This window comes from Clostridium sp. ATCC 25772 (assembly GCF_001573875.1).
Classification (GTDB): domain Bacteria; phylum Bacillota; class Clostridia; order Clostridiales; family Clostridiaceae; genus Clostridium_J; species Clostridium_J senegalense.
In genome coordinates this window covers 1-14513 of the sequence record NZ_LFRG01000064.1, presented here as the reverse complement: position 1 = coordinate 14513, position 14513 = coordinate 1, and the positions used below count along the sequence as shown (strand labels likewise).

At 30.1% G+C, this 14513-nt stretch carries 9 protein-coding genes and 4 tRNA genes; all 13 read right to left on the bottom strand.

The genetic code is table 11. The features are described 5' to 3' along the window. Positions 1–401: 401 nt before the first annotated feature. The gene (locus AZI32_RS15825; RefSeq protein ID WP_061996758.1) at positions 402–1538 is read right to left on the bottom strand and encodes a sodium ion-translocating decarboxylase subunit beta; all 1137 of its coding nucleotides are present in this window, start codon (positions 1536–1538) and stop codon (positions 402–404) included. Positions 1539–1556: 18 nt separating this feature from the next. Further along, entirely contained in the window at positions 1557–1931 is a 375-nt protein-coding gene (locus tag AZI32_RS15820) for a biotin/lipoyl-containing protein (RefSeq protein ID WP_061996756.1), read from the bottom strand. Between the two features lie 26 nt (positions 1932–1957). Continuing rightward, complete coding sequence (locus tag AZI32_RS15815; protein WP_061996754.1) at positions 1958–2302, bottom strand: OadG family protein; 345 nt, start codon at positions 2300–2302, stop codon at positions 1958–1960. A gap of 12 nt (positions 2303–2314) precedes the next feature. Continuing rightward, complete coding sequence (locus AZI32_RS15810) at positions 2315–3799, bottom strand: carboxyl transferase domain-containing protein (RefSeq protein ID WP_061996752.1); 1485 nt, start codon at positions 3797–3799, stop codon at positions 2315–2317. 452 nt (positions 3800–4251) lie between these two features. Continuing rightward, positions 4252–5916 carry a formate--tetrahydrofolate ligase gene (locus AZI32_RS15805; protein ID WP_061996750.1) on the bottom strand — a complete coding sequence of 555 codons (1665 nt, stop codon included), beginning with the start codon at positions 5914–5916 and terminating at the stop codon, positions 4252–4254. A 526-nt stretch (positions 5917–6442) separates the two neighbouring features. Continuing rightward, on the bottom strand, positions 6443–8401 hold the full coding sequence (gene ftsH / locus AZI32_RS15800; protein WP_061996748.1) for an ATP-dependent zinc metalloprotease FtsH: 1959 nt from the start codon (positions 8399–8401) through the stop codon (positions 6443–6445). A gap of 98 nt (positions 8402–8499) precedes the next feature. Further along, positions 8500–9039 (bottom strand): hypoxanthine phosphoribosyltransferase, encoded by a 540-nt coding sequence (gene hpt / locus AZI32_RS15795; protein ID WP_010297695.1) that lies wholly within the window; start codon positions 9037–9039, stop codon positions 8500–8502. 8 nt (positions 9040–9047) lie between these two features. Next, on the bottom strand, positions 9048–10430 hold the full coding sequence (gene tilS, locus AZI32_RS15790; protein WP_082761294.1) for a tRNA lysidine(34) synthetase TilS: 1383 nt from the start codon (positions 10428–10430) through the stop codon (positions 9048–9050). 906 nt (positions 10431–11336) lie between these two features. Continuing rightward, positions 11337–13745, bottom strand: a complete 2409-nt coding sequence (spoIIE, locus tag AZI32_RS15785; protein WP_061996745.1) for a stage II sporulation protein E — start codon at positions 13743–13745, stop codon at positions 11337–11339. Positions 13746–14169: 424 nt separating this feature from the next. Beyond that, a tRNA-Met gene (locus tag AZI32_RS15780) sits at positions 14170–14246 on the bottom strand. Positions 14247–14250: 4 nt separating this feature from the next. Beyond that, a tRNA-Met gene (locus AZI32_RS15775) sits at positions 14251–14326 on the bottom strand. Between the two features lie 4 nt (positions 14327–14330). Beyond that, positions 14331–14419, bottom strand: a tRNA-Leu gene (locus tag AZI32_RS15770). An 18-nt stretch (positions 14420–14437) separates the two neighbouring features. Further along, positions 14438–14513 (bottom strand) — tRNA-Met (locus AZI32_RS15765).

Sequence of the window (14513 nt, the reverse complement as noted above, 5' to 3'; positions counted from 1 at the left end):
ATATAAGGATATGACTAATATGAAATTCTAAGAAAAATAGAGTAAATCAAAGAAAACTAAACTATAAGGAGAGAGTTTAGGATGAAACTGGAATCCAGTTTCTTTTAACCTAATACTATAATTTGCTTTGCAAATTTATAAAAAAATACGTTGAGAATTACTAGGAACGAAGTGAGTAGTAATAACCATAACTATTCACTCTTAATTCTTAACTCTTAACTAAAATAAGCTGTCAAATATTAGTATTATATTAATCTTAAATTTTCTTATTTGATAAATTCATAAGTTTAAAATTTATTTTAGAACCTTATACTTCTATACAAAAAATTAATAAAGAGTACCATTTTATGATAAAAACCATTTTAAGGCACTCTTTACTACATTATATTATATTTTAATCACTATCCAAATATGGATAGTAATACTCCTGCTGCAACAGCACTACCAATTACTCCTGCAACATTAGGTCCCATTGCATACATTAATAAGAAGTTTGTTGGATCATACTCTTGTCCAACAACTTGTGAAACTCTAGCAGCCATTGGAACTGCTGAAACTCCTGCGGAACCTATAAGTGGGTTTATTTTCCCCTTTGTAATTTTACACATTAGTTTTCCTATTAAAACTCCTGATGTTGTTGCAACAGAGAATGCTACAACTCCTAAAATTACTATTCCTATAGTCTTTGGTGTTAAGAAAACTTCTGCTTTAGCTGTAGCTCCAACAGATAAACCTAAGAATATAGTAATTATGTTTATTAAAGCATTTTGAGCTGTATCTGTAAGTCTTCCAACAACTCCTGATTCTTTAAATAAATTTCCAAGCATTAACATACCTACAAGTGATTTTAATGAAGGTAAGAACAATATTACTAATATAGCAACAACTATTGGGAATATAACTTTTTCTGTTTTAGATACTTGTCTTAATCCTCCCATTTTTATAGTTCTTTCCTTATCTGTTGTTAAAGCCTTCATTATAGGTGGTTGAATCATAGGTACTAATGCCATATATGAATACGCAGCAACAGCTATAGGACCCAATAAGTGCGGTGCCAATTTATTAGTTAAGAATATAGCCGTTGGACCATCCGCTCCTCCAATTATTCCAATTGATGCCGCCTCTTGTGGTGTAAATCCTAAAACCATAGCTACTATAAATGCAAAGAATACTCCAAATTGAGCTCCTGCTCCCATAAGTACACTAGATGGATTAGCAAGTAATGGACCAAAGTCCGTCATAGCTCCTACGCCCAAGAAAATTAATGGCGGGAATATTTCCCATTTAACTCCTTTAGATAAATAATAAAGAAGTCCTCCAGCCGCTCCAGCTGATGGTTCTGCCATTATATCTGCTAATGGTAAGTTTGTTAATAACATACCAAATGCTATTGGTAATAATAATAATGGCTCAAACTCTTTAGCTATAGCTAAATATATTAACAAGCAAGCTACTGCAAGCATAACTATCTCTTTCCAAGTTATTGCCGCAAAGCCAGAGGAAGCTAATAGTTCTTGTAACACTTGTAAAATATTCATTTATTTTGCCTCCTTTTACTATCCAATAACAGCTAATATATCTCCTGTGTTTACAGCTGCTCCTTTTGGTACACTAACCTTTGCAACAGTACCATCTACTGGTGCCATAATCTCATTTTCCATTTTCATTGCTTCTAAAACAAATAAAACATCACCTTTTTTCACTTTAGCGCCTTCTACAGCATTTATTTTTACGATAGTTCCTGGCATTGGACTTTCCAGTTTTTCTCCTTGAGCAGCTGATTTGTTTTCTACTACTGGAGTCTCCTTAACTTTTGGTGCAGTTTTCACTACTGTATTAGTTGGTTGTGGTGCTGATGTAAATTCTCCTTTTACTTCTTCTACCTCAACTTGATAAACATTTCCATTAACAGTTACATTATATCTTTTCATAATAAACAATTCCTCCTTAACAAGTTCTACCTTGAATTATTATTCCAATTAGAATTTGATACCCTTTTGATACTTCTTATGTTTAAACCAGAAGTTGGAACATCTAATTGAAGTGATAAAGCCCCAATTATAGCTGCCACAATCTCTGAGTCGTCTTGAAGTTCAACTTCTTCACTTTCTTCAACTTTCGTTACAATAACAGTATCTTCAGGCTTTTCTTTTTCTATATTTTTAGCATTTCTTTTTTCAAAAATGCTGTTTTGAAATTTTATTATAAACATAAGTATAATTAGCACCGCAAAAACTATAAGCATAGCAACTACCGATACACCTACTGCAAAAATAAATTTCTCTAATACACTTCCTGTCATATTCTTACCTCCCTAAAGTAGATTTTTTCCATGTTTCTTAGGGTAGCTTAACTCTCTTTTGCTTTGTAACATATCTAACATAGCAAATACCATTTGTTTAGTTTCGCTTGGTTTAATAATACTATCTATTAATCCAACTTCTGCTGCTAAATATGGATCTGCATATTCATTTATATGCTCTTTTATTAATTCAGCTTCTTTAGCTTCTTTATTTTCTGCATTAATTATTTCTTCTATATATTTATTTTTTATTTGATTCTTTGGATTGGTTAGAGCTATTTTTGCTGTTGGCCAAGCTAAACCTACATCAAAAGCAGCATCCTTACTTGCTAAAGATAAATAACCAGCGCCATAAGCTTCACCTATAACTAATGACACTTTTGGAACGGTTGAATCAGATAATGCATATATCATAGTACCTACGTCACTAGCTACTCCATTTATCTCTTCTTCTAGATTTGCTTCAAATGCTAAAGTATCAACAATACTTAATATTGGTATGTTAAAACTATCACATATTCTTACAAATCTACACACTTTAGTTGAAAGTTTTCTATCTAATTTGCTCTTTTCATTGCCATTAGCCATAACCCCAACTGTTAATCCATTCAATTTAATTAAATAAGTTTTTATTGCAGACTCTAAATTTTTGTTAACTTCTAAAGTAGAGCCTTCATCTGCAATTGTATTTACAACTAATTCTCCATTAAAAGTTTCATCTATAGCTGCTTTATTCAAATTATCTTTTTTATCATTTAAACTATTATCTTCACAAGATAACGGTGCCATTTCTAAGCTATTAGATGGTATAAATTCAAGTATTTTCCTTGTGATATTTAATGCTTCTTCCTCTGTTTTTGCAACAAAGTTAGCATTTCCACTTTTAATACTTTTTTCACTATTAAATAATTTATTATCTATATAATTGCTTTCTGCTACTCTTAATGAATCATTTGTATTTACACTTAGTTCTGATAATCCTTCAATTACCACAACAAAATCACTTAATGTTGCATTAGCAGCCATAATACCATTACATGGTCCAGCTACTATAGCTATTTGTGGAACAACCCCATTTAATTTTGAAGTTTTTCTTAAAACCTTTCCATAAGAAGATAAAAGTTCAACTCCTTGTGATATATTCCCACCAATAGAATCAAAAACTTTAATTATTGGTGCACCACATTGTGCAGCCTTGTCCATTATATTGCAGATTTTTTCTGCCGCAAACCTATTAAATGTAGCACCATCTACAGTATAATCTTCTGCATAAATATATACTAACCTGCCATTTATAGTTCCATGACCTGCTATAACCCCTGAACCATTCTTTTTAATTAACCCACCAACTTCTATAAAAGAACCATTATCTAGTATAGATAAAATTCTTTCTCTAGCAGTTAGTTTCTTTAAGTTGTGTTGCATATCAACTTTTTCTTTGCCACCACCTTGGTGTGCTTTATGCATAACTTCATCAAATACATCAAGTTTATCCATCTCATTGCCTCCTGACTTTCAAATACTCATGTTACCCAACAACAATAATATCACAAAAAATTCAGATTGTACACCAAATGTGCAAGTTTTATTTCATTTTTCTGTGTATTGAAAAAAAAGACTTAAATTTTGCAACTCTTAACTGTAAATCTGTCTTTTTTAGGCATATGAAAATAAATACTAAATTAAATATAGAAAACTATTTGTCACGAGACAAAGAGATAAAATTCAATCATAGTGATATATGCTCCAAATCACTTGAAATTCAACACTACATTTTGTATGAAAATATTTTAAAGTTATTGAATAAATTTAAATGAAAGCTTGTTTCCATATATTTTAAAACAACAAAACCCATTATAAACTTTTCAATTTATAATGGGTTTCTTAATAATTTATTTGTTCATTTAGAATGATTCTTAAATCTTAAAATTCATATTTCAAATTATTCATTAAAATAATCCTTCTATTACTCCATCTTCTCTTATATCTATTTTTTCTGCTGCAGGAACTTTAGGTAATCCTGGCATTGTCATTATATTACCTGTAAGTGCTACTATAAATCCTGCACCATTTGATAATCTAACTTCTTTAACTGTAATTTTAAATCCTCTTGGTCTTCCTAAAAGACTTCCATTATCTGATAAAGAATTTTGTGTTTTAGCTACACATATAGGTAATTTATCTGCACCTATTTTTTCTATTTGAGCTATTTGTTTTTTTACTGCTGGAACAAATTCTACTCCATCAGCTCCATATATTTCTTTGGCAATAGTTTCAATCTTTTCTTTTACAGAAAGCTTTTCATCATACAATACTTTAAAATTACTTTCACTTTCTTCTATAGTTTTCACTATCTTTTCAGCAAGATCTAATCCACCATCTGCGCCTTTTTCCCAAACTTCAGTTAAAGATACTTCTACGCCTTTTTTATTGCAGAAGTCTTTTATAAATTCAACTTCTTCATTGCTATCAGTTATAAATTTGTTTATTGCCACAACTACAGGCACGCCAAATTTTTGAACATTTTCTATTTGTTTTTCTAAGTTTTCTATACCTTTAGATAAGGCTTCTACATTAGAAATATTTAAATTTTCCTTTTTTACTCCACCATGATGTTTTAAAGCTCTAATAGTAGCTACTAAAACTACAGCACTTGGATTTAAACTTCCATATCTACATTTTATGTCAAAGAATTTTTCAGCTCCTAAATCAGCTCCGAAACCAGCTTCTGTTATTGCATAGTCACCTAATTTTAAAGCCATTTTTGTAGCTAATATACTATTGCATCCATGAGCAATATTAGCAAATGGTCCACCATGTATTATAGCCGGTGTATTATCTAAAGTTTGAACTAAGTTTGGTTTTATAGCATCTTTCATAAGCATAGCCATAGCACCATTTACTTTTAAATCTTTACAATATACAGGCTCTCCATCTGTATTATAAGCTACTAATATGTTTCCAAATCTCTCTTTTAAATCCATCAAATCATTTGATAAACATAATATTGCCATTATTTCTGAAGCAACAGTTATAGTAAATCCATCTTCTCTTGTAAATCCATTTGCAGTTCCACCTAGACCAACAATAACTTTTCTTAATGCTCTATCATTCATATCCAATACTCTTTTGAAAAGTATCTTTCTTGAATCTATTTTTAATGAATTTCCTTGATGAATATGGTTATCTATAGCTGCACTTAAAAGGTTATTTGCTGTTGTTATAGCATGCATATCCCCTGTAAAGTGTAAGTTTATATCTTCCATTGGAACAACCTGTGCATAACCACCACCAGCTGCTCCCCCTTTAACTCCAAAAACTGGTCCTAAAGAAGGCTCTCTTAATGCAATAACTGCATTCTTTTGCATTTTACATAAAGCTTGACCTAATCCTATTGTAACTGTTGACTTTCCTTCTCCTGCTGGTGTTGGATTAATAGCAGTAACTAAGATCAACTTACCGTCCTTATTATTTTTCTTTAAAACGTCTAAAGATACCTTTGCTTTATATTTACCATAAAGCTCTATATCGTCCTCTGATAATCCTACTTTTTTAGCTACATCAACAATAGGTAGCATTTTAGCGCTTTGTGCAATTTCAATATCTGTCATCATAATTATAAAACCCCCTTTAAATTTTCACCTAAAAATTTAATACAGAAATATAAAATCATATTCTATATCTTATATTAATATGACTTTATGTTCTAAAATAATGATAATAAACTATATAATGAACATTCAGATTTGATTTTTTAATTGAAGTTCAAGCTTATTTCACTATACGTTTAACTAATTATTATTAAATTGTATCACTAAATAACATTAAATGTTATACCTACTAAAAATTTTAATTATGTTTCTAAATAAAATTTCATTGTTAGTATATTTAATCGGTTTATATCCCTTAGTTTTAAATGTTATTCTATAATCCTATAGTTGTATACCTATATATTATTATTTTATATTCTACTGAAAATTAAATATTTGTAAATTAATTGTAAATATATAAGTTAGTTATTTTGTTTTGCGTATCTTATTTCTATCTTTAATAACATTATACGATATATGGCGTATTTTTTCACTATTTTTTTATATATAGTTCGCAAATAAAAAGAAGGGCCTTTTTGCCCTTCTTTTTCTAATCTTCTTTATCTATAATATCAGCCTTATCTATTGTAGTTTCATTTTCCTCTGAAATTTCATTTTCCACAGTATTTTCTACTACATCTATAGACTTTTCTTCTTCTAAAGATTTATTTTCACTTTCAGCTTTTTCTTCTAATTCATCTAAACTTTTGCCATCCATAATTAAGTTAAATTCCTCAGCTGTAAGCTTTTCTTTTTCCATAAGAGCCATAGCAACTGCATGTAACTTATCAACGTTCTCAGTTAATATTGTTTTAGCTCTAACATAAGCTTCATCTACTAAACCTCTTATTTCCTGATCTATTAATGATGCAACTTCTTCTGAGAAATCTCTTGAATGACCAATATCTCTTCCTAAGAAAACTTCGCCTTGTTCTTTACCATATGATATAGGACCTAATTTATCACTCATACCATATTCCATAACCATTTTCTTAGCTATAGAACTTGTTCTATCAATATCATTTTTAGCTCCAGTACTTATTTCTTTAAGTATTATAGCTTCTGCAACTCTTCCTCCTAAAAGACCAACCATCTCGTCTTTTAACTTAGAACGTGATGTGTAACTTGTATCTTCATCTGGTAAGTGAAGAGTGTATCCGCCAGCCATTCCTCTTGGAATTATACTTATTTCATGTACTGCATATGAATTTGGAAGATATTTTGAAACAACTGCGTGACCAGCTTCATGATAAGCTGTTAATCTCTTATCTTTTTCACTTATTACTCTAGATTTCTTCTCTGGACCTGCAATTACTCTTGTTATAGCTTCTTCAAGTTCTTCCATAGTTATAACTTTTTTATTTCCTCTTACTGTTAATAATGCAGCCTCATTCATTAAGTTTTCTAAGTCTGCTCCAGTAAATCCAGGAGTTCTTTTTGCTAATACCTTTAACTCAACATCTTCGCCTAATGGCTTATTTCTAGAGTGAACTTTTAAGACTTCTTCTCTACCCTTTACATCTGGTACTCCAACAACTATTTGTCTGTCGAATCTACCAGGTCTTAATAATGCTGGGTCTAGTATGTCTGGTCTATTTGTTGCTGCTATCATGATAATTCCTTCATTAACTCCAAAACCGTCCATTTCAACTAGTAATTGGTTTAATGTTTGTTCTCTCTCATCATGACCACCACCAAGACCGGCTCCTCTTTGTCTACCAACAGCATCAATCTCATCGATAAAGATTATACATGGTGAGTTTTTCTTTGCTTGCTCAAATAAGTCTCTTACTCTTGAAGCACCTACACCTACAAACATCTCAACGAAATCTGATCCTGATATACTAAAGAATGGAACTCCAGCTTCTCCAGCTACAGCTTTTGCAAGTAATGTTTTACCTGTTCCTGGAGGACCAACTAAAAGCACCCCTTTAGGTATTCTTGCACCTACATCTATATATCTTTTAGGACTTTTAAGAAAATCTACTATTTCTGCTAGTTCTTCTTTTTCCTCATCTTCACCTGCTACATCTTTAAATGTAACTTTCTTTTTATCCGGTGTTGCCATTTTAGCCTTACTTTTTCCAAAGTTCATAACACCACGGTTTCCACCGCCTCCACCAGATTGTTGCATAAACATTCCCCAAAATGCTACTAACATTATTATTATTAAGAATGTTGGTAACATAGTAAACCAAAATGGAACCTCTTGTGGCGGTGTAAATGATAATGATTCTAATCCTTTATTCTCATAATCTTGTTTTAAATCAAGAAAAGCTTTTTCTGGTAAAGCGGTAACATATTTGGTGCCATCTTTTAGTTCACCAACTATTGTCATCCTATCTTCATCCATTTGAGCTGTTTTAACTTTACTATCTTTCCAGTATGTTTCAAATTGAATAGCATTTAACTGCGTAACATTGCCTTTTCCATCATAAAGTGTAAAAGCTGAAACAATTACTAGAATTAAAACTAATAACCAGGCCGTTGCACTCGAAAACTTCTTCACTAAAGGCCCCCCTCTCTTTCTAAAAGTGTTTTAATTTTAAGTTAATAACTATTATATCATAAAGAGTTCAATATGAATTCATATTAAATTCATTTTAACTACTTTTTGTAAACAGATTCTTTTAATATACCTATGTAAGGTAAATTTCTATATCTTTCAGAATAATCAAGACCATATCCAACTAAAAATTCGTCTGGTACATCGTATCCTAAATATTTAGCATGAACATCTTCTTTTCTTCTTTCTGGTTTGTTTAATAAACTTGCTATTTCTAAACTTTCAGGGTTTCTTGCTGCTAAGTATTTCATTAAATACTTAAGTGTAACTCCTGAATCAATTATGTCTTCAACTATTAAAACATGTTTTCCTTTAACTTCAAAGTCTAAATCCTTTATAATTTTTACAATACCTGAGCTTTCAGATGAATTACCGTAACTAGATACAGCCATAAAATCCATATAACATGGTGTTTTTATTTCTCTTAAAAGATCAGACATAAACATAACAGATCCTTTTAATATACCCAATACCAATAAATCTTTCCCTTTATAATCATTGGTTATCTGAGCTCCTAATTCTTTTACTTTTGCCTTTAGTTCTTCTTCTGATATTAATACCTCTTTTATATCTGCCTCCATAAATTAACCTACCTTTCTATTGATATACGTAAAATATTTTTAGTATTTCTATCAATTTTAAATTTCTCACTTACTCTAAACCCAACTATCCATGATATTTCATTATCGAAACATATTAATGGAATAAAATCTCGTTCTTCTCTAGGAATCTTAAAATCGATAAAAATATCTTTTATCTTTTTACTCCCCTTCATTCCTAGCATTGAGAATTTATCTCCATTTTTTCTGTATCTTATAGAAATATCACCTTTAATTTTATCTAAATCGAAATATTTTATCATATTATTATTTTCCATTTTAAAATCTTTCTTATTATATATAGATTTTAAAGTTATATATTTTGATATTTCATCACAATATATTTTTTCATCTATATTTAACTTTAGATTAAAGTTGGTATTATCTTTCTGTTTTGTATTACATACATAAATATGTATATCTTTATAAACATTGTCAACTCTTATTCCCTCTGGTAACATTAAAGTTTTACCAGTATTGTGATTATACAATTTAATTATGTCATTAATGTGACCACTTTCTATGTTATATAAATTGCCTTTTACTTGCATTATAGCCATTCTTAACACTCTTGAAACTATAGATTTATGCTCACTAAATGCATCTTTATATATTATAACTCTATCCTGTTTTTTATAACAATATTTTTTGAATATTTTCTTGGAAAAATCTTCAACAAAATCATTATCTTCGTTAATTACCCTAGACATTCTATTAAGAGTTTTTATTATATCTTTATTAAAATGTTCTTCTATATATGGAATTAACTCTAATCTCACTTTATTCCTAGCGTAAATATTCTCAAAATTTGTTTTATCTATAGCTGGTTTTAAATTACTATCTTCACAATATTTCTCTATTTCTTTTCTTGAAGTCTCTATTAGTGGTCTTATGAAAATTTCATCTCTAACTGGTTTTATTCCAACCAATCCTTCTATACCAGAACCTCGCATCATTCTCATAAGTACAGTTTCCGCTTGATCATTTAAATTATGAGCAATCGCTACTTTAGTATACCCACATTTATTCATTAACTCCTGAAAAAAATTATACCTTGCTTCTCTCCCAGCCATTTCATGAGATATTCCTTTAGATTTCGCCATTTCATCAATATCTACTCTTCTAGCGTGAAACTCAATATTTCTTTCATTGCAAAAGTTTTCACATATTTTTTCATCATTTTTAGCATCTTCACCTCTTAAAAGATGATTTAAATGAGCTGCTCCTATTTTTACATTTAATTTATCTTTTAAGGAGTCTAAAACATGTAGTAATGCCATAGAGTCTGGTCCACCTGACAACGCAACTAAAATTTTATCATTATTTTTTATCATGCTATAAGTATTTATTGTACTTAAAACTATATTTTGCAAAACATTATCACTTCCTATTATTACAATGTTCATTTAACCATATTATCACAAATTATAATTTAATAAAAGAAAAAGAACAAATATTATAATGAAATTATTATTCATTATTCACCATATTTTTTTAATTTATCTTATGTTTTTATAAAAGTAATCTACGTATTAATATTAAATGTTAAATGATTTTTTAACAACTATTATTTTTAAATACAAACTATTTATTAATTATTTTTTTATTTATGTAAACATTTTATGGTTCTAATCTGAGTTTTAAAATTATTCATTTATCAAACAAGAAAATTTCAAATTAATATTTACTGCTAGTTAACAGCTTAATTTAGTTAAGAATTTAAGTCATTACTACGTCTTTCCTTCCTAATAATACTAAACGTATTTTTAAATCTAGTTTTATTTGAAAATCTAATTAATCAATTACTTGTAGTTTTATCTCCATCACAAATGGGACTTCACTAGTTAAGAGTTAAAAGTGAATAGTTAATGATTATGGTTATTACTACTCACTTTGTTCCTAGTAATACTAAACGTATTTTTAAACCTAGTTCTGCTAACAAAATCTAAGTAAGCAATAAATTATAATCTTAGCTCCATAACAAATGGTACAGGCACGGTAAATTTATTTACTTCACTTAAAATTAGATGCTCTCCTAGCTTTGTGCTTCTTAGCTAATAAATCAAAGCCAGTCCCTAGCAATTCAAAAGAAACTGGTGATTCAGTTTCCTCCATCATTGTCAAATGTCAATTGTCCATTATATAATTTGTTACGGTTGTGAACCTTGAATATAGCTTTAGTTAGATATAGAAATTTACTGTATATTAACTTAAAAAATGAAGAAATGTTATTAACACTTCTTCATTTTACACCTTAGTCTAATACTGAGAATAACATATTATCCTGCGTTATATTGATTATATACTTTTGATACTAAAACAGTCATATCATCTCCCACTTTATTTTTTCCAAGCCTTTTAGCTTCTTCTACTATTCCACTTGCTAAATTTTCAACATCCTCATCATGTCTACCCATATAATCTAAAATCCAACCAATCCCTCCTGCCTCTTCAACATCAGACACGCCATCTGTCAGCATAACTACTAAATCACCGTGTTTAACCTTTCTTGTATAAGTATCTATATCAACTTCATCTAAAACTCCAATAGGTAGACTTTTAGATTTCACTATATCTACTACATCATCAGATTTTATAAAACTAGCTACTGCACCAACTTTCATAAAATCTATTTCTCCACTATATAAATCTATAGTACTTAAGTCTATAGTAGAGAATTTCTCTTCTTCACAAAATTTCAAGGTCATTATAGAATTAACTGTATTAATAGCTGTAGTCTTACTAAACCCAGCATTTATGAACTTCTCAATCAATTCTACTGCCGCTTCACTTTCTCTACCCGCTTGCGGACCTGACCCCATACCATCGCTTACTAGCATCATATAGTTTCCTATACTAGTATTTCCAAAGCTATAGCTATCTCCATGAACTGTATATCCGTCTTTACTCGCCTTAGCCATATAGGTAACTACTTTTAAATTAGGTGCCTCTTCAAAAACTGCAATACAACTATTTGTATTAGAATTTATATAACAACCATCTTCATTTACAACCATATTGGTTCCTGCAGCTTCCTCTATGATTGGTAAAATTCTATTAGAATATACTTGTAAAGAACCATATTGTGTTGCAGTTATTCTTATAACACTCCTATCATTTTTATCTTTTATACAAAATACATCATCATAATATATTTTATTCTTATCTAAAAGCTTAATTATATCCCTTTCTAATTTTCCGTCATTTTTAAGCTCTTCATTAAATTCTTGAACTAATTCATCTACTGACTTGGCCATATTATTTATTTGACTTGCTAAAAGCTCCCTTCCTTCACTTAATCTAGTTCTCCACATCTCACTTATTATATATTTATTAACCACATCCTCCGAATTTCTTATAAGCGCACCTTTTTTTAAACACTTCCTTTCTAATTCCATAGGAAATCTATTAGATTTTTTCTGTTGATTTTCAATAAGCTCAGAAAAAGCATTATAAGTTAGATGATGTTCTCTATTCCAACATATACAATTAGCATTACAATCACCGCAGACACGTGCTGCTAAATTATCTACTAACTCAGTACTTTTACTTGTCATTAATAACTTGTCATTGTCAACTAATTCCGATAGGATATTAGACATATTTGATAATACATCTGAAAAATTATCAAGCTTATTCAAATACATATTTTTTATATTATTTAAATAATTTCTGTCTAAATTTATTCGTTTTTTCTCTGAATTAATTTCAGAACCTATAGTATCATAAACTCGCCCTGGCATCAGGGCGAATATTCCTATTGCTAATATTCCGTCCATTAAAGCAAAGCTACTAATATCTGTAAATGATGATGTTATTAAATATACTTTAACTATTAAGAATGTAACTAAAAATGATAAGGACACAAAGGCTCGTCCACCTTCTTTGAAAATTCCACTAATAAGCCCTACCATCCCTAAGACGGTTATATATATTAATAAATTTTGATTACTCATTCCAATTATAGCCCCCATGGCTAGTCCTACGGTTCCTGCTATAGCACTTCCGCTAATATAGCTTAGACCTAATACTGCTGTAAAGGCGAGTACATTAGTCACTGATACACCAAATATTTTTACTCCCCAGGTACCTGCAATAACTATAGATATCAAAATAGCCATACATACTACTTCTTCATCTTTAAAAAGATGTTTAGTTTTTAATTCTTTAAAGCATATATCACTTATCTGGAGAATAAAATATATTGGGAATATACAGCATAAATTCGTAAGTGTTGAAATTCCAGCCATTCCTAAACCAAATTCATTAATTATAATATTGTAGGAGAACATTCCAATAGTTAAAACTGCCCACGTCACTATTTTCTTATATTTTTCACTTAAATCTATATGGGACAATAATAAAGATAGTAAAACTACACTTGGAATAATAACATAATACATGCTTATGTCTTTAACATAACTTTGCATAGTTATATATCCCATTATTGTTCCAAAGGCTGATGCTAATGTAAGTCTATAATCATCGTTATTTAGTACTACTATTAAAAATGCAATTCCAAATGGAGCAGTACTATTAATTATCATCGTTCTACTAATTAACAAGCTGATTAGAAACATCCCTGAAATTTTAAGAAAAATTCTCTTGCTTCCATCCTGCTCTTTAATTTTATTATTATTTGATTTTTTCATCCTTTTATATGGAAATATATCTGCTCCATATTGCATTTATAACCACCTACCCCTTAATTTAATAATTCCTTGTTTCAATCGATAAATTTATTATAGCAAAGGTCTCTGGAATTAAATGTCAATTACTGGTAGGTACTTGTAATTTATTTCTGACATTTTTTCCCTAATTGTACTTTTATATAATTCCTAATGTCATACATAATTTATTAATATTTTTATAGTAAATATGTTAATGGAGGGATTTATCCAATTTTTGTAAATTTATTTTTTATCTATATTTCATTTTTGTCTTTTTTATAGGGGATAACTTTTGTGTCGTATAAAGTGTAATCTCTTTGTAAAATGAATTTTTTTAAAGTAAATTTATGGTAATATTTTCCTGGAAGGTTTTTATTGTAGATTTTTATATATTAATTTTATTTTTCAAAACGAAAAAGACTCACTATATATAGTGAGTCTTTGGTAGCGGAAATAGGACTTGAACCTACGACACTTCGGGTATGAACCGAATGCTCTAGCCAGCTGAGCTATTCCGCCATGTTGGTTGCGGGGACAGGACTTGAACCTGTGACCTTCGGGTTATGAGCCCGACGAGCTACCAGCTGCTCCACCCCGCGACATTGGTGCTTGAGACCGGAATCGAACCGGTACGGTGTTTAACCACCGCAGGATTTTAAGTCCTGTGCGTCTGCCTGTTCCGCCACTCAAGCGTATTTATTAAATTAAATTGGTTGCGGGGACAGGACTTGAACCTGTGACCTTCGGGTTATGAGCCCGACGAGCTACCAGCTGCTCCACCCCGCG